Origin of the sequence: Leucobacter tardus (genome assembly GCF_017583045.1) — a bacterium.
Lineage (GTDB): Bacteria > Actinomycetota > Actinomycetes > Actinomycetales > Microbacteriaceae > Leucobacter > Leucobacter tardus.
Window position 1 is genome coordinate 221,741 of sequence record NZ_JAGFBF010000001.1, and the last position, 18,131, is coordinate 239,871.

The following is an 18,131-nucleotide window of genomic DNA, read 5'->3' on the forward strand; positions in this document are numbered from 1 at the left end:
TGAACCACACGAGAGACAACCACAAGATGCTGTAGTTACACCCCTGTAGTTTTTCACGCGATATCCACCGCGATGAGCTCCATTCTGGGGACAACTTTCGGCGATTTCTCGCCGCTCGCTCTCACTTATCCACAACGTCGGGAGGGGTGAAGAAATTTCCTCCACCGCCCCTTCCCGGCGTGTCGCCCAGCGAGGCCTTCGCGGCGGCGTGAAACCCCCTATTCGTGGTGATACGGCCGCCCGGCCGAGATCTCCTGCGCGCGATACAGCTGCTCCGTGACGATGAGCCGCACGAGCTGATGCGGGAAGACGAGGCGCGACAGACTCCACACGAGATCCGCCCGGGCGCGCACCCGCTCGTCCACTCCGTACGCTCCTCCGATCACGAGTGAGACTCGCGCTGAGCGATCGAAGGCTCGCTGCAGCGCCTGCGCGAGGCCGGGGGACGTCAGGTTATCGCCGCGCTCGTCGAGCAGCACCACGACATCGTCGCGGTCGACCTTCGCGAGCAGACGATCCGATTCCTCGGTGCGCGCCGCCTCTTCCGAGCGCGCGGAGTGCGGCAGCAGCGTCCACGACACATCGAAGGGCTTGCGCAGCCGCTGCTCGTACCGGCCGATGCCGTCGGCGACCCAGCGCTCGTGCTTCTTCCCTACCGCGAGGATCCTGACCGCCACCCGTCCATCTTCGCAGGTGCGCGTCGACCGATCTCGAAAAGTCGCCCGGATCCCCGGCTCGACACGGCGCGCCCGCACACGGGCCGGGCATCACCGTGGGACTCTGATACCCATGGGCCACCTCATCTACGGCAGCGGCATCGAGTACGACATCGAAGACCGCACCCTCGCACACGCCAAAGTCGCGATCGGCATGAAGCTCCGCCGCGGCGAGGCATTCTTCGTCAGCTGGCCCAACCCGGTCTCCCGCGGCAGTGGACGCGTCTCGATCTGGTTGTCGCCGAACATCCCACTCGTCTTCCGTTTCGCCGGCAGCCGCGTTCCCGAGCTCAATCAGACCTGGGTCAACGTGCTGCACGATCTCTCGAACACGTCGCGCGGACTCGTTCTGCTCAGCGAGAAAGAGGCGGAGGCGTACGCCGCGCAGCGTGCGCAGGACGGTACACAGCCGCAGTTCGAGTAGTCTCAGTCTCGATACCACAGAATCGAGGGCACGAGTGGGCAGACTGCACTACGGACACGAGCAGACGTTCGAGTTCGACGATCGCACGCTCGCGCACCTGCGCTCCGTGGTGGTCGTCAAACTCACACTGCAGGAGAGCATCGTCTTCACCTGGGACGCGGACGGGACGCGCCGCACCATCTGGCTACACCCATCGATCCCGGTCACGTTCGAATTCGACTCGACCGAGAATCACGAGATCAACCACGCCTGGCTCGAACACCTCATGGGGCTCGCCAACGGGCGCGGCGGACTCGTCCTCACGCCGGAACCGGCCGCGGAGCTGAACACCCGGGCGTAATCCGGGCGGCGGCCTTCCGTCACCCGAACACGCACGGACCTCAGGCGGGCGGGTCGAACGCGATGGGCGTCGAGGGGATCTCCTCGGCCGTCGCGGCGACGGCGTCGATCCCGCCCGTATCCTCCGGACGCCCCTCAGAGCTTCCGGAATTCTCGGTTGCCGATTCGGCGGTCGCCGGCCCCTCAGGGGTCGCTCCGCCCTCATCGGCCCAGTCCGCTCCGGTCTCGTCGGACCGTGCGGGGTCGCTCGTCGCGTCAGGGTCCCGACGATCGTGCTGCTGGTCGTTCATCATGCCTCCTGCTTCGATTGCGAAATACGGTGCGCGGTTCGCGCGGTGAGAACGAGCTCGATCAGTGCTGCCGCAGCCGCCGGATGAGCTCGTCCTTGCGCAGGTCCGAGTACCCGCTCAGCCCGAGTTCCTTGGCGCGCTGACGCAGCTCGGGAACCGTGCGTTCCTCATAGTCTTCGGCTTCGCCTCCGCGCTCGCCGACCTTCTCGCGCCCGTCGCGCGCGGCGGCGTTCGCGATGCGGGCGGCCTTCTCCTTCGAAGCGCCCTCCTCGGTCAGTCGCTCGTAGAGTTCGGGGTCCTTGATGGACGGATTCTCGTCTCGCTGCTGCTTCGGCACGCTGCCACCTCCAGATCCCCAACGTACGAGATCGGAATGCGTGCGACCACCCCTCGACAGGTGCATCGAATCCCGATACTGTTTTCGGTTTCGGGTTCTCCGCGAACCGCCGTTGTCAGTCCTCGCGCACCGAGGTCAGATACTCCCCGATCCGGCCGATGGCCTCCGTCAGCACCGGCACCGCGGGCAGCGTCACGAAGCGCAGGTGATCGGGGGTCGGCAGGTTGAAACCGCGCCCGTTCGTCACGAGGACGTGCGTGGCGCGCAGCAGGTCGATCACGAACGCCTGGTCGTCGGCGATCGGGTAGCGATCCGGATCCAGTCGCGGGAACAGGTACATCGCGCCCCCGGGCAGCGTGCACTCGACGCCGGGAATCTGCGTGAGCAGGCCGTGCGCGGCGTCGCGCTGTTCCCGCAGACGCCCGCCGGGCGCGCAGAGCTCCGCGATCGAGCTGCCCCCGCTCTCGGCGCCGAGCGCGATCGGGATCGCGTACTGCGCCGGCACGTTCGCGCACATGCGCATGTTCGCGAGCAGGGTCAGCCCCTCCAGGAAGTCGCGTGCCCGATCGCGGTCACCGCTCACGGCCACCCACCCCGCACGGTATCCCGCGATCCGCTGCGCCTTCGAGAGACCGCTGAACGTCAGGCACAGGGTGTCCGACACGTGCAGCGCGGCGTGCTCGTGCACCGCACCGTCGTACAGGATCTGCTCGTAGATCTCGTCGGCCATGAGCACCAGGCCGTGACGCTCGGCGAGGGCCGCGAACCCGCGCACCAGCTCGGGCGAGTAGACAGCGCCCGTGGGGTTGTTGGGGTTGATGAGCACGATGCCCTTGGTGCGGTCGGTGACGAGGCGTTCGATCGCCTCGAGATCGGGCATCCACCCGTTCGACTCGTCGCACGGGTAGTGGACGGCGTGACCGCCGGACAGCGTAACCTGCGCGGTCCAGAGCGGGTAATCCGGCGACGGCACCAGGATCTCGTCCCCGCTGTCCACCAGTGCCTGCAGCACGAGCGAGATCATCTCACTCACGCCGTTGCCGATGAACACGTCGTCCTCGGTGACGGCGGTGACGCCCTCATCCTCATAGAACTGCGCCACCGCCTGCCGCGCCGCCGGGATCCCCCGGGAGTCGCTGTACCCCTGCGCTGTGGGCAGCACGCGACGGAGTTCGTCGACGATCTCTGCCGGCGCCTCGAACCCGAAGGGCTCGGGGTTGCCGATGTTGAGCTTCAGGATCTCGTGACCGTCACGTTCGAGGCGCTGGGCCTCCTGCAGGATCGGACCGCGCACGTCGTAGCGCACCCCGCTGAGCTTCCGTGACTGAGTAATCGGACGCATGCACTGATTCTGGCACTCCCCGGCCGTTCAGTCGAAACCCGCGATCATGCGCCACACCCAGGTCCGCGGCCTAAGATCGAACGGTATGTGTGGAATCGTCGCAGTCCATGACCCCGTATCCGCCACCGGTCCCGACCTCGATCTCGGCAGGGCCATGCTCGACCGGATCGGTCATCGCGGCCCCGACGGACGCGGTGAGCGCGCGGTCGGACCGACCTGGCTCGGCCACGTGCGTCTCGCGATCGTCGACCTCGATGCGGGTGATCAGCCGCTCGGACCGGCCGATGACCACTGGGCCGTCGTCAACGGGGAGATCTACAACCACCGAGAGCTGCGCACGGTCTCCGGCCTGCACTTCGCATCCGCGACGGACTCCGACAGCGAGGCGGCGCTCGCCGCGGCCGTCGCCGGGGACTTGGAGGCGCTCGCCGACCTCCGCGGCATGTACGCATTCGTCGTCGCGCACCCCGATGGGCGGGTCACCGCGGTCCGCGACCCACTCGGCGTGAAGCCGCTCTACTGGGCACGGGTCGACGGCGCGACGTACTTCGCCTCCGAACTCGTGGCGTTCGATCCGGCGATGCGCACCCGTGTCGAGGAGTTCCCTCCCGGTCACCGCTGGACCCCGGAGGAGGGGCTCGTGCGGTTCCGCAGCCTCCACGTGCCGAGCACCCAGATCACGGATCGCGACGCCGCGCTCACCCAGATCCGCGAGACGCTGATCACTGCCGTGCGACGGCGCATGATGGCCGATGTGCCGGTCGGCGTCTTCCTCTCCGGCGGCCTCGACTCCAGCCTCGTCGCGGCGATCATGGCGTCGTTCGCCGACGAGGTGCCGGGCCCCGTGCACTCGTTCGCCGCCGGGACGGCGGGCAGTTCGGACCTCATCGCGGCCCGCCGCGTCGCCGAGCACCTCGGACTCGAGCACCACGAGCGCGTCTACGACGCCGACGAGGTCGTCTCGGTGCTGCCGGATGTCGTCGCGTCGATCGAGTCCTACGAGCCCTCGCTGGTGCGCAGCGCCGTGCCGAACTACCTGCTCGCCGAGGCGACCGCACCCGTCGTGAAAGTCGTGCTCACGGGCGAGGGCGCCGACGAGCTGTTCGCCGGGTACGCGCACTTCCGCGACATCGTCGACGCTCCCGACCTGCGCGAAGCGCTGATCGACGGCGTCTCCGGGTTGCACAACCTCAACCTGCAGCGGTGCGATCGTGTCACCATGGCCCACGGTCTCGAGGCGCGCGTGCCGTTCCTCGACCGCGACCTCGTCGGTCTCGCTGGCCGCCTGCCCATCGAGTGGCTACTGCCGGGCGAACTCGGGCAGGAGAAGGCGATCCTGCGCGAGGCCTTCACCGGGTGGCTGCCCGACGACCTGCTGTGGCGGCCGAAGGAGCAGTTCGGCGACGGCAGCGGCACGGCGGACGTGATGCTCGAGCGCGCCGCCGAACTGGCGCCGGAGGACGACTGGGCGGATCAGCGCGTGAGCCGGCTCGCCGCACCGCGCAGCCGCGAAGAGCTCGCCTACCAGCGCATGTTCGCCGACCACCTCGCCGGCATCGACCAGCGCGTGCTCGGCAGGTTCGCGACGGCGTAGCGGGCGGGCGCCTGCCGTCAGTCCACCGTGTACGTGCGACCGGACACGATCCCCTCGACCGATCGCACGAACGCGAGGCCGAGCCGCTCGTCCGAGACGGGTTCGAACCCGGGAAACGCGTCGTGGTACCCGGTCGCGGACGCCAGCACTGTGGGGCTGACGGCGTTCAGGCGGATCCCGCGGGGCAGCTCACCCGCTGCGGACCGCACGAACGATTCCACGGCCCCGTTGGCCATCGCCGCGGCCGCACCCGTGGGGATCGGTTCTCGCGAGAGGATGCCGGTCGTGAGGGTGAACGAGCCGCCGTCGTTCACGAAGTCGAGGCCGATGCGCAGCAGGTTCAGCTGACTGAGGACTTTCCCGGTGAACGCGGCGGTCAGGTCGTCCGGGGTCAGCTCGGGAGCGGGCTTGAACGGCGCTGAGCCGAACGCCGAGATCACCGCGTCGAAACGCCCGAGACGCTCGAACACTGCCGAGATGGACTGCGGATCGAGCAGGTTGATCGCGGGATCCGTGCTGCGGCTCACCGCCACGATGTCGTGCTTCGACTGGAGTGCGGCCGCGGCAGCCGAGCCGACGTGTCCGCTGGCGCCGACGATCAGAATTCTCATGAGGTCTCCCTGTCTCGAGTCGGGTTCACGTGCGGGGTTCGGGCGAAGCGTCGGCCTCAGTCGTCGCGGACGCCGGCATCGCCGCGTTCCCCGTCGATCGCCGCCTCCATGCGTTCGAGTTTGCCGTCGAGCTCACCGGTGAAGCCGGGGCGGATGTCGGCCTTCATCACGAGCGAGATGCGGGATCCGAACGGGGCGACGGCGTCCGTCGCACGCTTCACGACGGCGAACACCTCGTCCCACTCCCCCTCGATGGTGGTGAACATGGCGTCGGTGCGGTTCGGCAGACCCGACTCACGGACGACCTGCACGGCAGCGGCGACGGCGTCGTGGACGGAGCCGTCCGCGCGGCCGGTTCCTGACGGGGCGACAGAGAATGCGAGCAGCATGGGAATCCCTTCGAGTCACGGACGATCTTGCCACCAGCGTAGGCGCAGCTCGCCCGCACCGGTCGAGATCGTTATTTCGCGGCGACCGCCACGGCTTCGGTGTGCGTCCGCGTCGGTCGCGGCGCGAAGCACAGCGTCAGCAGCAGCCCCACGATGATCACGGAGACGGGCAGAATCAGCGACTGACCCATCGCGATCCCGAACCCCTCGCGCAGCGCCTCGGGCAGCTGCCCGGCGGCCTCGCCCGGACCGCCGGCGCCGGCGCCGAGCTGGGCCGTGATCCGCCCCTGCATGAGCGCCGCCATCGCCGCGGCGCCCAGCACCGCACCCACCTGACGACCGGTGTTGTAGACACCCGATCCGGCGCCGGCGAGCGAGCGGTCGAGGCTGAACGTCGTGATCGACGCGAGCGGACCCCACATGAACGAGTTGCCGAAGCCGAGTACAGCGCTCGGCACGAGCATCCAGAGCACCGGCACCTGCGCCCACATCATCGCCGCGTACCCGAGCAAGCCGAGTGCGACGAGCCCGAGCCCGATCGTCGAGACGCGTCGGGAGTCGTGCGCATCGACGTACGTGCCGACGGGCCGCGCCATGAGCACCGACACGACCGCCGTCGGCACGAGCATCAGCGCCGCACGAGTCGGAGAGAGCCCCTCGACCAGCTGGAAGTAGAACATGATCGGCAGTCCGAGCGACGTGATGGTCGCGCCCACGGTCACGATCGTCGCCGATCCGACGGAGAAGTTGCGGTTGCGGAAGAGGACCAGAGGCATGAGCGGTTCCCCTCGCTGCACCCGCTGCCACACGACGAACAGCGCCAGAATGACGAGGCCGGCCGCGATGAGCATCCAGACCGTGACCGGCCCCCAGATGCGCCCCCACTCGAAGGCCTCGCCCTCTTGAATACCGAAGACCACCAGGAACATGCCGACGGCGCTCAGGAGCACGCCGAGTCCGTCGAACCGGTGCGCACTCGTCTCGAGCTTCGGCACGTACTTCAGCGCGAGCGCGAAGGCGATGACGCCCACCGGCACGTTGATGAAGAAGATCCACTCCCAGCCGAACCCGTCGAGCAGGAACCCGCCGAGGATCGGGCCGACCAGCGTCGCCACACCGGCAGTGACCCCCCACACCGCCATCGCCGAACCGCGCTCGCGCGGCCCGAAGATGCGCGTGATGACCGCCATCGTCTGCGGTGTCATGAGCGCGGCGCCGAGTCCCTGGAAGACGCGCGCGATGATCAGCGTGGTGATCTCGCCCGCCAGCCCGCACGCGAGCGACGACAGCGTGAACACCGTCAGGCCGATGAGGTAGACCCGGCGCTGCCCGAACCGGTCGCCGAGGCGTCCGGTGATGAGCAACGGCACCGCATACGCCAGCAGGTAGGCGCTCGTCGCCCACAGCGTCGCGGTCAGCGACGCCCCGAGCCCGCTCATGATCGACGGGTTCGCGACCGACACGATCGTCGTGTCGACCAGGATCATGAAGAACCCGATCACCATCGCCCAAAGTGCGGCCCACGGCCTGACGGGGGCGCTGTTCACTGACATGGACGACCTCTCTCATCGGGGCCGCTGGCGGGCCCGCTGCCCGACTCGAGCGCCGGGACCCAGACAGCATACGCCCGGCCTCTGACGTTGGGGTGCGCCGGTACGGGCGGACTCCCAGCCCCGCCCCGTACATGTCAGTGGTGCGAAGTAGACTGGTGCGCATGGCTGAATCCCTGCGCGTCGCATCCGTGAACGTCAACGGCATCCGTGCCGCGTACCGCAAGGGCATGGCCGACTGGCTCGACGCACGCGATGTCGACGTGCTCGCACTCCAAGAGGTGCGCGCCGACGATTCCCACGTCGACGAGCTGCTCGGCGCCGACTGGCACATCCTGCACGCACCGTCGCTCACCAAGGGACGCGCGGGCGTCGCGATCGCGAGCCGGGTCGCCCCGCTCGCGCACCGGGTCGGTCTCGGCGCCGACGACGCTCAGGATCGCATCCAGTCGGCCGGCCGCTGGCTCGAGGCAGACTTCGCGTTCGGCGACGACACCATCACGGTCGTCAGCAACTACACCCACTCGGGCGAGGCCGAGACGCCGAAGCAGGACGCCAAGTGGGCCTTCCTCGACGCGATGACCGAGCGCATGCACGAACTCAGCGACTCGGCGCACGTCGCGATCGTGGGCGACTTCAATGTCGGCCACCGCGAGCTCGACATCAAGAACTGGCGGGGCAACCGCAAGAAGAGCGGGTTCCTGCCCCGCGAACGCGCCTACTTCGACCGCATCTTCGGAGCGCGTGGCGAGACGGTGCAGGGCGTCGACGACTCCGAAGGCACAGGTCTCGGCTGGGTCGATGTCGGGCGCACGTGGGCCGGCGAGGTCGAGGGCCCCTACACCTGGTGGTCGAACCGCGGACAGGCGTTCGACAACGACACGGGCTGGCGCATCGACTACCACGTCGTCACCCCGGCGCTCGCCGAACGGGTCGCCGACTACCGGGTCGACCGCTACCCCTCCTACGACGCGCGATGGTCCGACCACGCACCCGTCGTCGTCGACTACCGCGTCTGAGCGGCACAGCGCCCGACAGGGCGCGATCCTGATCTCTCAACTGCCCCGAACCAAGGAACCTCTGTGAGCACCACCGGTACGCCCGTCATCTTCTCGGGCATGCAGCCCTCCAGCGACTCGCTGCACCTCGGCAACTACATCGGCGCACTGTCGCAGTGGACACGCATGCAAGAAGACTTCGACGCGTACTTCTGCGTCGTGAACCTGCACGCGATCACCGTGCCGCAGGATCCGGCGGCACTCGCCGAGCGCACCCGCCGCACCGCCGCGCAGTACATCGCCGCCGGAATCGACCCCGCCAAGTCGACCCTGTTCATCCAGTCGCACGTGCCCGCCCACGCCGAGCTCGCCTGGGTGCTCAACACCCTCACCGGCTTCGGCGAGGCCAGCCGCATGACCCAGTTCAAAGACAAGTCGCAGCGCTACGGGTCGGACGCGAGCTCCGTCGGCCTCTTCACCTACCCCGTGCTGATGGCCGCCGATATTCTGCTCTACCAGACCGAGGTCGTCCCGGTCGGCGAGGATCAGCGCCAGCACATCGAGCTCACCCGCGACCTCGCGACCCGCTTCAACTCACGCTTCGGCGAGACATTCGTCGTGCCCGAGCCGCAGATCCAGAAGGGCACCGCGAAGATCTACGACCTGCAGGATCCGACATCGAAGATGTCGAAGTCCGCCGACAGCGAGGCCGGCCTCATCAAGGTGCTCGACCCCGCCAACGCCACGAAGAAGAAGATCATGCGGGCGGTCACCGACACCGGTGACACCATCCGCTTCGACCGCGACGAAAAGCCGGGCGTCTCGAATCTGCTCACCATCTACTCGGTGCTGACCGGCCGCACGGTCGAGGCGATCGAAGAGGAGTACACCGGGCAGCTCTACGGACACCTCAAGAAGGGGCTCGCCGAGGTCGTCGAAGAGACCTTCAGCCCCGTGCGCACCCGGACCGAAGAACTGCTCGCCGACCCCGCCGAGCTCGACCGCCTGCTCGCGGGCGCCGCGGATCGCGCGAACGAGGTCGCGAGCACCACCCTCGACCGCGTGTACGACGCCGTCGGGCTCCTGCGCCGATAGGGCGAGGTCCACGGCGGGTCCGCTGCCCTGTCCACCGGTCGGGCCCGCCGCTCCGTCCACCGGTCCGGCCCGCTGCTCCGTCCACCGGTCCAGCCCGCCGCTCCGTCCGTTTCATTGCGGGAATCTGTGCGATATACCTGCTTGAAGAGCACAGAATCCCGCACTTTGCGGGAATCGCGGTGTGCTCGGGTCGCTTTCCTCTGTGCACACCTCTCGCCTCAACTGAGTTGTGAACAGTGCCAGCTCTCGAGCCCGCATCGTCCTGAGTGCTCCGCGCACAATAGGGGTATGCCACGCGTACGTCGGCCTCTCCCTGAAACACTGGACCGCGTGTTCACGCGATCCGAGGCGAGAGCGGCAGGCGTCGCAAGCCGCCGACTGGACGCACCCGATGTCGAACACCTCGCGTTCGGCGTATACCGCCGCGTGCTGACAGAATCCGATTCGAGCCTGCATTCCGCCGCCACCTGGCGGTGCCGTCAGCGCGATCTCGCTCGGGCGATACACCGTTCTCTGCCCGAGCACGCGTTCTTCTGCGGCCGCACGGCGGCGGTGCTCTGGAACCTGCCCGTTCCGGCGGGAACAGATGAGCGCGTGGACGTGGGAGCGACCGTTCCGGACCGGCCTCCCGAACGCGCCGGGATCCGCGGCACCCGATTCCAGGCCCACCTGGCGTCGCGAACGACGCTCTCAGGCACGCCCCTGATCGGCGCAGTCGACCTCTGGTGCACGTTGGGTCCACGTCTCGCTGATGACGACCTCGTCGCACTCGGCGATGCCATCGTGCGTCGCGAGAGGATCCCGGGAACACAACGGCTGAAGCGACCCCCACTCGCAGACATCGAGGCCCTCGAACACGCTGCCAACGCGGGTCGGCGTGCGGGCATCGCGCGCCTGCGGCGAGCCCTGCAACTCCTGTCCCCGGACAGTGCGTCTGCCCCCGAGACCCACCTCAGGCTGCGATGCCGCGACTGGGGGTTCCCGAAACCTGAGTTGAACAGCGACGTCCTCGATGCGGACGGCAGACTTCTCGGCTGCAGTGATCTCGTATTTCGGGACTATCGAGTCGCCCTGGAGTATGAAGGAGACCACCATCGCGTCGACGCTCGTCAATGGGACCGGGACATCGCGAAGATCAGGGAACTCACGCAAGCTGGGTGGACCGTGATCCGCGTCACCGCACGGATGCTGTATCGAGACGACTTCGCGCTACGCATGGCGATCGAGCAGGCGCTCGTCCAGAGAGGGTGGGTTCAGCAGACCCCACGCCCCGCAAGAGTGCGACATTCTGTGCCGTATCGCCTTGAATAGAACACAGAACGCCGCACTGAAGCGGGCGCGGCCGGGCGGGCGCGGGCGGGCGGGGCGGGCGCGAGCGGGCGGGCGCGCTCCCGCCCGCCCCGCGCTACTCCGCCGCGGCGTCGCGCGCGTCCGGCCGGATCGCGCGCGCCATCTCGTCGTGGGTGACGGGTCGAGTGCCGGCGAACCTCGCGTCGTTCCGCAGTTCTTTCACGAGGGAGACGCCGAGGAGCGCCACGATCACCGTGAACGGTACGGCCGACAGGATCGCCGCCTGTTGCAGCGCTTGGAGCCCGCCGACGATGAGCAGCACGATCGCGCACACCCCCGTGAGCACTCCCCACACGCCCAGCACCGGTTTCGTCGGGTTCATGGATCCGCGTGACGAGAGCACGCTGAGCACGAACGTGTTCGAGTCGGCTCCCGAGACGAAGAAGAGCGCCACCATGAGCACGGTGAGGACCGAGGTGATGGCCGAGAGGGGCAGTTCCCCGAGCACCGCGAAGAAGGTGGTGTTCGTGTCTGCGAGCGTCTGTTCGCCGATCGAGGTGCCCCCGAACATGTCGAGGTTGATGGCGGTCCCGCCGAAGATCGTGAACCACACCGTGAAGACGGCGGTGGGCACGCCGAGCACGGCGATGACGAATTCGCGGATCGAGCGACCCTTCGAGATCTTCGCGAGGAAGATCCCGACGAACGCTCCCCAGCTGAGCCACCAGGCCATCATGAAGTAGGTCCACCACTGCATCCACTGCAGGTCTTCCGGGCTGTTGGGGGTGAGCAGCGCCACCATCGGGAACTCGGCGATGAACTGTCCGAACGAGCGGAAGTAGAGGTTGGAGATGAAGCTGGTGGGGCCGACGACGAGCACGTAGACGCCGAGTGCGGCGGCGGCGAGCATGGTGGCCTGGCTGATCCATTTGATGCCGCGGGCGACGCCGGAGAGCGCTGACAGGGTGAAGATCACGGTGATGCCCGCGATGATGATGATCTGCACGAAGAGGTCGGTCGGCAGTCCGGTGAGCCGGTTCACGCCCTCAGCGATCTGCGAGGCGCCGAGTCCGAGCGAGGTGGTCGTGCCGAAGAGCGTGGCGATGATCGTGAAGACGTCGACGAGCTTGCCGAGCCACCCGTCCATGCTCTTGCCGAGCACGGGCCGGAGCATGGGCGAGACGAGACCGGTGTTGTGCCTGCGGTGGGTGGAGTAGGCGATCGCGAGTCCGAAGACGCCGAACAGGGCCCACGCGTTCGGCCCCCAGTTGAAGTAGGAGAACTGCATGGCGGTGACGGCGGCCTGCATGGTCTCGGGCTCCGCGAATCCGTGCGGCGGGTCCATGAAGTGGGTCATGGGTTCGGCTGCACCGTAGCTGATGAGGCCGATGCCCATGACGGTGCCGCAGATCATGGCGATCCATGCCCAGTTGCTGTACTCGGGCCGGTCGTGGTCTTCGCCGAGTCGCACGCGACCGAATCGGCTGATCGCGAGGTACAGCATGAGCACGATGCACCCGGTGGTGACGGCGAGGTAGGCCCACCCGATGTTCCGTGCCGACCAGTCGGACGCGGTCGTCATGGTGGCGCCGAGGTGCTCGGGCCAGATCGAGGCCCAGAGCACGAAGACCAGGATCAGCACCGTGGAGATGTAGAACACCGCCCCTGGCCGGTACCGCTGCTGCTCTGCACGCACCACGTCGATGGAGTGGGTGAGGAACGACTCGTCGTCGCCCCCCGGCCCGGGGCCGAGACCCGAGGAATCCTGCTGAGTGCTCATGCGGTACACGTCCTTGTGTCGGAAGGATGGCCTGGCGCGGCCATTGGATGGGCGGCGCCCGATGGGGCGCCGTGGGAGGTGCGGGATCGGGGCCCGCCGGGGTTCAGAGCTCGGTGAGTTCGGCGCCGTCGAAGAACCGGCCGGCCTTGTAGACCATGGGCTCGACGTCGGCGAGTTCGGCGTGCGTCACCTTGGCGATGAACACCGTATGCGTCTTGGCTTGGAATCGCTCTTTGATCTCGGCCTCGATGGAGGCGGCGGATCCGTCGATGAGCGGGCTCCCTGACGGGCCTGCGTGCCAGTCGAGGTCGGCGAACTTGTCGGCGCCCTTCGATGCGAAGACACCCACGGTGTCGCGCTGGGCGTGGCTCATGATGTTGATGCCGAGGTGCGTCGACTTGAACAGCGAGGCGTAGGTGCTCGTCGTCTTCTGCACGCACACGAGCACGAGCGGCGGATCGAGCGAGACGGAGGCGTAGGAGTTCGCCGCGAGTCCGCGCGGCTTGCCCTCGGCGTCGATCGTGGTGACGACGGTGACCCCGGTGATGAACTGCCGGTTGAACCCCTTGAGCGCGTCGAGCGAGGGGATACCGCTCAGGTCGTCGACGACCGAGTCGTCCGCTTCGAATGCGGATCGGAGCGACGGTACCCCGAGGTCGCGAAGCAGCTCGCTCTGATCCCAGGTCACTTCTTCGCGCGCGATCTTGCCGTCGCGGAACTCGACCAGGTTCGACCCGCGCGTTTCGACGCGGGTGCCGCTGGCGGGTACGCCCTGCAGGTCGTTCGTGAACGTGCCGGTGGTGCTCCAGAAGATCGCTGCCGACTGCCCCGTCTCATCGATCACGAGATTGTCGACCGTCGTGACGAGGTCGGGGAAGGCGGCTCTGACTTCACTGATCTCGCGCTTCAGCGCTTCGGCGTCGGTCACGCGCTTCGAGCTCGTACTCACGCGTTCGTAGTTCTCGTGCAGGATCGCGTCGAAGGCGTCGAGCTCGCCCCGGTCCCACGCGGCTTCCCACGCGCCAATCACAGCTTCCTTGATCTGATGCATACAAGGAATGCTAACAGTGATCGTGAAATCGTCAAGCAACTCGCTTGAAACAGCCAGTTCACAGGAAATTGCCGCACAACATTGACCCCCTCATGAATGCAAGATACGGTTGATGTATGCAAGAAGGCACGATTCTCGAGCGCCTCCGCGACATGGTCGTCAGCGGCTCCGCTCCTCCCGGCGAACTCCTCGGCGAGATCGCACTCGCTCAAGAGTTCGAGGTCAGCCGTACGCCCGTGCGCGAAGCGCTGAAGCAGCTCGAGCGCGAAGGGCTCGTCGAAGTCCGCCCGCGCGTCGGCACGTTCGTGCGCAAACCCACGGAGCGAGAGATCCTCGAGCTGTTCCAGCTGAAGGAGTCCCTCGAGGGGCTGGCTGCGGGGCTCCTCGCCCAGCGCGGCGAGGTCGCCGAACTCCGCATCCTCCGCCAGAACGTCGCCGACGAGAGCGCGGTCGTCGAGGCCGGGGATGCCCGGGCGTACGCCACGCTCGTCCACGAGTTCCATCACACGCTCGTGACGGGTGCGGACAACCAGAAGCTCGCCGAGCACTACGCACTGCTGATGAACCAGCTCGCCTACCACCGCATCGTCACCCAGACGCTCGCGCTCCCCGGCCGACTCGGGGCGTCGCTCAGCGAGCACGGCAGAATTCTCGCCGCGATCGAATCGAAGGACGCGTTGGCGGCCGAGTTCGCCACCCGCAATCACGTGGCGCAGTCGCGCCAGGCGGCGACGCTCGCGCGCATCCACGAGCACGACGGCGGCGCCGTCCCAGCGACAGGAGACCAGGCATGACCCCGCCCCCCACCACCGTCGATCTCTTCGCGCGCTCGACATTGAACGACATCGGCGACATCGCGCGCGCCATCGGACTCCGCCGCCTCTCGACGCAGATCGAAGAGGCTCCGGGTCCGAATGGCGGCACGACGCATCGCGCCGCGGCGATCGCGGTCATCCGCAACCCCTGGACGGGTACCGGCACGGACCACGACCTCGCACCCGAGGGGGAGCGCATCGCCCCGGTGCTCGCCAAACTCCTGACCGATCGTCTGCTCGACGCACTCGGCGGCGCGGAGGCGGTGGCGGCGTTCGGCAAGGCCGCGCTGGTCGGCGCGCACGGCGAGTTGGAGCACGCGGCCGCGCTCATCCACACCCCATACTTCGGCAACCTCGTGCGCGAAGCGCTCGAAGGCACTTCGATCCTCTGCTTCGCGGACGGCCGCGCCGAGCCCGGCGAGCTGTTGCGCGTGCCGCTCTGGCACAAGACGGCCGCCGCGACCCGGGACTACTACCAGACCCTCGACGTCGCTCTGCCCGACGCCCCGCATGCCGACGAGATCGTCGTCATCGCCGCCGCATCGACGGGGCCGCGGCCTCACGCGCGCATCGGCGACCGAGCGACCGACCGGCCCATCACCTCCGAGATCCTGAAGGAGATCACCCTGTGAGCACTGAGCGCACCACCGAACTGGCCCCCCGCAAAATCTTCACCATCGTCGAGGAGACCCTGTTCGAGGGCGGCCGCCCCGTCGACCCGCTCGCCCGCGTCGCCATCGTGGGCGCGGTGTTCCCGAACCCGTGGGCGGGTCAGGGGTTCGTCGACGACCTGCTGCCCGGCATCAACGCGGTGGCGTCGGATCTCGGCGCGCTGCTCGCCCCCCGCGTGATGGCGGCGCTCGACGCCCCGCTCGAGGCGTACGGCAAGGCGGCCATCATCGGCTTGAACGGTGAGGTGGAGCATGGATCGGGCATCATCCACAATCTGCGCTTCGGCGATCACTTCCGCAACGCCGCGAACGCGACGACCCTGCTGCCCGCGGTCGAGAAGCGCGGGCCGGCCGGGATCTCCTTCGACATTCCGCTGAAGCACTTCACCGACATGAAGATCCGCTCGCACCACCAGACCGTTGAGGTCCGTGTGGCAGATGCTCCGCACGCCGACGAGATTCTGATCGCGCTCGCCGGCGCGAACCGCGGCCGTCCGCAGCAGCGGCTGGCCGAGCTCGGCCAGGACTGACCGTCCGGACCCGAGAGCGAGATTCCACCGATGCACTCCGCTTCAGACGTACCCGCGCCGCACGCGTCGGGCACTCCCGTCGTGCTGCTCCACGGCGTGGGCCTCGACCGGACGATGTGGGATCCGCTCATCGCGCGACTCGAGACCGATGGTCATCGGTGCATCGCGATCGATCTGCCGGGCCACGGCGCGCAGCCGCCGCTGCGCGAGCCGCAGACGCTGGCGTCGCTCGCGGCGGATGTGCTCGAGCGTCTGCCGAACGGCGCTCCCGATGACCGCGTGCACCTCGTGGGCTTCTCGCTCGGTGCCCTCATCGCCCAGCACATCGCGCGCTTCGCGCCGGATCGCGTGGCGACGCTCACCAGCGTGAACTCGGTGTGCCGACGAACGCCGGACGAAGCCGCGAAGGTGGAGGCCAGACTCGCGACCGCTGGCGACGACTTCGCCGAGGGCGTCGAGGCGTCGATCGAGCGCTGGTACCCGGCCGCCACGACCACCGTGCCGCCCGAGGTCATCGCGGGCACGCGACGCACACTGCTCGCGAACGATCTCGAGTCGTACCTCCACGCGTACACGGTCTTCGTGCGCGGGGATCGCGAGATCGGGCCGGAGCTCGGCGCGATCTCCGCTCCGGCGCTCGCCATCACCGGTGAGCTCGACCCCGGGTCCACGCCCGAGATGTCGCGGCGCCTCGCGGCGGCGATCCCGGACTGCCGCGTCACCATCGTGCCGGGCGCACGGCACATGATGCCGGTCGAGGACACGCCGGCGCTCGCACCGGCCATCACCGCATTCATCGCAGCATCGGAAGGAAGGTCATCATGACTGAACGCCTGCAGCACTTCATCGGCGGCGCGCACGTCGCGCCCGTCGACGGCGAGTACTTCGCCAGCACCAACCCCGCGACGCTCGACGTGCTCTACGAAGCCGCGCGCGGCACCGCGGCGGACGTCGACCGGGCCGTGACCGCGGCCCGCACCGCATTCGAGTCGCCGGCCTGGGCAGGACTCACCGCGACGCGACGCGGGCACCTGCTGCGTCGTCTCGCCGATCTCGTGGGCGAGCACGCCGACGAGCTGGCCCTGCTCGAGAGCCTCGACAACGGCAAGCTGCTGCGCGAGATGCGCGGGCAGATGCGGACGCTGCCCGAGTACTTCTACTACTACGCCGGCCTCGCCGACAAGGTGCAGGGCGCGCAGATCCCGGCGTCGAACCTCGCGATCCTGAACTACACGCAGCGCGAGCCGCTCGGCGTGGTGGGCGCGATCACACCCTGGAACTCGCCCCTCACGCTCACGACGTCGAAGATCGCCCCCGCGCTGGCGGCGGGCAACACGGTCGTCATCAAGCCGAGCGAGTACACCTCGCGCACCGTGCTGCGTCTCGCCGAGCTCGCGGCGGAAGCCGGGTTCCCCGACGGCGTCATCAACGTCGTGACGGGTCTCGGGGTCGAAGCGGGCGCCCCCCTCGTCAGCCACCCCGCGCTCGCCAAGATCTCGTTCACCGGCTCGACCGCGACGGGATCGCGCATCGCCTCGGAGGCCGCGGCGCGGTTCATCGGCTGCACGCTCGAACTCGGCGGGAAGAGCCCGAACATCGTCTTCGACGACGCCGACGTGTCGAACGCGGCGATGGGCGTGATTGCCGGAATCTACGCCGCAGGCGGTCAGACCTGCATCGCGGGAAGTCGCGTGTTCGCCCACAAGGCCGTCTACGACGAACTGCTCGAGCGGGTCACCGAGCGCGCACGGTCGATCACGATCGGCGACCCCCTCGCCGATGAGACCGAACTCGGACCGCTCGCCTTCGCCGACCAGCTCGACAAGGTCGACTCGTACGTGCAGCTCGGCGCATCGGAGGGCGCGCGCGTCCACGCGGGCGGTGGGCGGCCCGACGGCCTCGAACTGCCCGGATACTTCTACTCCCCCACCGTGCTGACCGATGTGCACAACGACATGCGCGTCGTGCGCGAGGAGATCTTCGGTCCGGTGGCGGCGATCATGCCGTTCGAGCACGAAGACGAACTCGTCGCGCTCGCGAACGACACCGAGTACGGCCTCGCCGCGGGCGTGTGGACGCAGAACCTCGCGCGCGCCCACCGGCTCGCCCGTCGCCTCGACGCCGGCACGATCTGGGTGAACACCTACCGGGCGATGTCGCCGATGTCGCCCCGGCAGGGATTCAAGAGCTCGGGCGTCGGCATCGAGCACGGCATCGAGTCGATGCAGGAGTACACCCGGCTCAAGAGCGTGTGGATCAACACCGACGAGGGACCGGTCGCCGATCCCTTCGTGATGCGGAGCTGACCC

At 68.2% G+C, this 18,131-nt stretch carries 20 protein-coding genes; 11 read left to right on the forward strand and 9 right to left on the reverse strand.

The features are described from left to right. Positions 1–218: 218 nt before the first annotated feature. Positions 219–677, reverse strand: coding sequence for a 23S rRNA (pseudouridine(1915)-N(3))-methyltransferase RlmH (gene rlmH, locus J4H85_RS00940; RefSeq protein WP_208236022.1), 459 nt, complete (start codon positions 675–677; stop codon positions 219–221). 112 nt (positions 678–789) lie between these two features. On the opposite strand from rlmH, the gene J4H85_RS00945 reads away from it, so the two are divergent. After that, positions 790–1,140 (forward strand): DUF7882 family protein, encoded by a 351-nt coding sequence (locus J4H85_RS00945; protein WP_208236023.1) that lies wholly within the window; start codon positions 790–792, stop codon positions 1,138–1,140. A gap of 34 nt (positions 1,141–1,174) precedes the next feature. Beyond that, positions 1,175–1,480: a DUF7882 family protein gene (locus J4H85_RS00950; RefSeq protein WP_208236024.1), complete on the forward strand. Its 306-nt coding sequence runs from the start codon at positions 1,175–1,177 to the stop codon at positions 1,478–1,480. Positions 1,481–1,520: 40 nt separating this feature from the next. Here the strand turns inward: J4H85_RS00950 and J4H85_RS00955 are convergent, their stop codons facing one another. From J4H85_RS00955 to J4H85_RS00965, 3 genes are all read right to left on the reverse strand, one after another. Further along, positions 1,521–1,769 carry a hypothetical protein gene (locus J4H85_RS00955; RefSeq protein WP_208237404.1) on the reverse strand — a complete coding sequence of 83 codons (249 nt, stop codon included), beginning with the start codon at positions 1,767–1,769 and terminating at the stop codon, positions 1,521–1,523. Between the two features lie 61 nt (positions 1,770–1,830). Beyond that, positions 1,831–2,106, reverse strand: coding sequence for a DUF7218 family protein (locus tag J4H85_RS13855; RefSeq protein WP_307863297.1), 276 nt, complete (start codon positions 2,104–2,106; stop codon positions 1,831–1,833). Between the two features lie 115 nt (positions 2,107–2,221). Then, a complete protein-coding gene (locus J4H85_RS00965) occupies positions 2,222–3,448 on the reverse strand; it encodes a pyridoxal phosphate-dependent aminotransferase (protein ID WP_208236026.1) in 1,227 nt (408 codons plus the stop codon). 85 nt (positions 3,449–3,533) lie between these two features. On the opposite strand from J4H85_RS00965, the gene asnB reads away from it, so the two are divergent. Then, positions 3,534–5,042, forward strand: a complete 1,509-nt coding sequence (gene asnB / locus J4H85_RS00970; RefSeq protein WP_208236027.1) for an asparagine synthase (glutamine-hydrolyzing) — start codon at positions 3,534–3,536, stop codon at positions 5,040–5,042. A gap of 17 nt (positions 5,043–5,059) precedes the next feature. On the opposite strand, the gene J4H85_RS00975 is transcribed toward asnB, so the two are convergent. The 3 genes from J4H85_RS00975 to J4H85_RS00985 form a co-directional block, all read right to left on the reverse strand. Then, positions 5,060–5,653, reverse strand: a complete 594-nt coding sequence (locus J4H85_RS00975; protein ID WP_208236028.1) for a short chain dehydrogenase — start codon at positions 5,651–5,653, stop codon at positions 5,060–5,062. A gap of 56 nt (positions 5,654–5,709) precedes the next feature. Then, the gene (locus J4H85_RS00980) at positions 5,710–6,042 is read right to left on the reverse strand and encodes a thiamine-binding protein (RefSeq protein WP_208236029.1); all 333 of its coding nucleotides are present in this window, start codon (positions 6,040–6,042) and stop codon (positions 5,710–5,712) included. Positions 6,043–6,113: 71 nt separating this feature from the next. Next, on the reverse strand, positions 6,114–7,595 hold the full coding sequence (locus J4H85_RS00985) for a DHA2 family efflux MFS transporter permease subunit (protein ID WP_208236031.1): 1,482 nt from the start codon (positions 7,593–7,595) through the stop codon (positions 6,114–6,116). 161 nt (positions 7,596–7,756) lie between these two features. Between J4H85_RS00985 and J4H85_RS00990 the strand changes: the two genes are divergently transcribed. The 3 genes from J4H85_RS00990 (at position 7,757) to J4H85_RS01000 (ending at position 10,996) form a co-directional block, all read left to right on the forward strand. Then, on the forward strand, positions 7,757–8,611 hold the full coding sequence (locus J4H85_RS00990) for an exodeoxyribonuclease III (RefSeq protein ID WP_208236033.1): 855 nt from the start codon (positions 7,757–7,759) through the stop codon (positions 8,609–8,611). A gap of 63 nt (positions 8,612–8,674) precedes the next feature. Next, positions 8,675–9,685: a tryptophan--tRNA ligase gene (trpS, locus tag J4H85_RS00995; protein ID WP_208236035.1), complete on the forward strand. Its 1,011-nt coding sequence runs from the start codon at positions 8,675–8,677 to the stop codon at positions 9,683–9,685. Positions 9,686–10,015: 330 nt separating this feature from the next. Continuing rightward, entirely contained in the window at positions 10,016–10,996 is a 981-nt protein-coding gene (locus J4H85_RS01000; protein ID WP_208236037.1) for a putative endonuclease domain-containing protein, read from the forward strand. A gap of 94 nt (positions 10,997–11,090) precedes the next feature. Here the strand turns inward: J4H85_RS01000 and J4H85_RS01005 are convergent, their stop codons facing one another. Continuing rightward, on the reverse strand, positions 11,091–12,755 hold the full coding sequence (locus tag J4H85_RS01005; RefSeq protein WP_208236039.1) for a BCCT family transporter: 1,665 nt from the start codon (positions 12,753–12,755) through the stop codon (positions 11,091–11,093). A 103-nt stretch (positions 12,756–12,858) separates the two neighbouring features. Further along, entirely contained in the window at positions 12,859–13,806 is a 948-nt protein-coding gene (locus J4H85_RS01010; RefSeq protein ID WP_208236041.1) for a flavin reductase, read from the reverse strand. 116 nt (positions 13,807–13,922) lie between these two features. Between J4H85_RS01010 and J4H85_RS01015 the strand changes: the two genes are divergently transcribed. From J4H85_RS01015 to J4H85_RS01035, 5 genes are read left to right on the forward strand one after another with little or no spacing between them, the layout of a single operon-like run. Further along, positions 13,923–14,600, forward strand: a complete 678-nt coding sequence (locus J4H85_RS01015) for a GntR family transcriptional regulator (RefSeq protein ID WP_208236043.1) — start codon at positions 13,923–13,925, stop codon at positions 14,598–14,600. Further along, positions 14,597–15,253, forward strand: a complete 657-nt coding sequence (locus J4H85_RS01020) for an amino acid synthesis family protein (protein WP_208236045.1) — start codon at positions 14,597–14,599, stop codon at positions 15,251–15,253. Before J4H85_RS01015 ends, J4H85_RS01020 begins: the two co-directional genes overlap by 4 nt. Continuing rightward, complete coding sequence (locus tag J4H85_RS01025) at positions 15,250–15,822, forward strand: amino acid synthesis family protein (protein WP_307863300.1); 573 nt, start codon at positions 15,250–15,252, stop codon at positions 15,820–15,822. Before J4H85_RS01020 ends, J4H85_RS01025 begins: the two co-directional genes overlap by 4 nt. A 30-nt stretch (positions 15,823–15,852) precedes the next feature. Next, complete coding sequence (locus J4H85_RS01030) at positions 15,853–16,647, forward strand: alpha/beta fold hydrolase (RefSeq protein ID WP_208236047.1); 795 nt, start codon at positions 15,853–15,855, stop codon at positions 16,645–16,647. Continuing rightward, complete coding sequence (locus J4H85_RS01035; protein ID WP_208236049.1) at positions 16,644–18,128, forward strand: aldehyde dehydrogenase; 1,485 nt, start codon at positions 16,644–16,646, stop codon at positions 18,126–18,128. The genes J4H85_RS01030 and J4H85_RS01035 overlap by 4 nt, the downstream gene beginning before the upstream one ends. Positions 18,129–18,131: the final 3 nt, after the last annotated feature.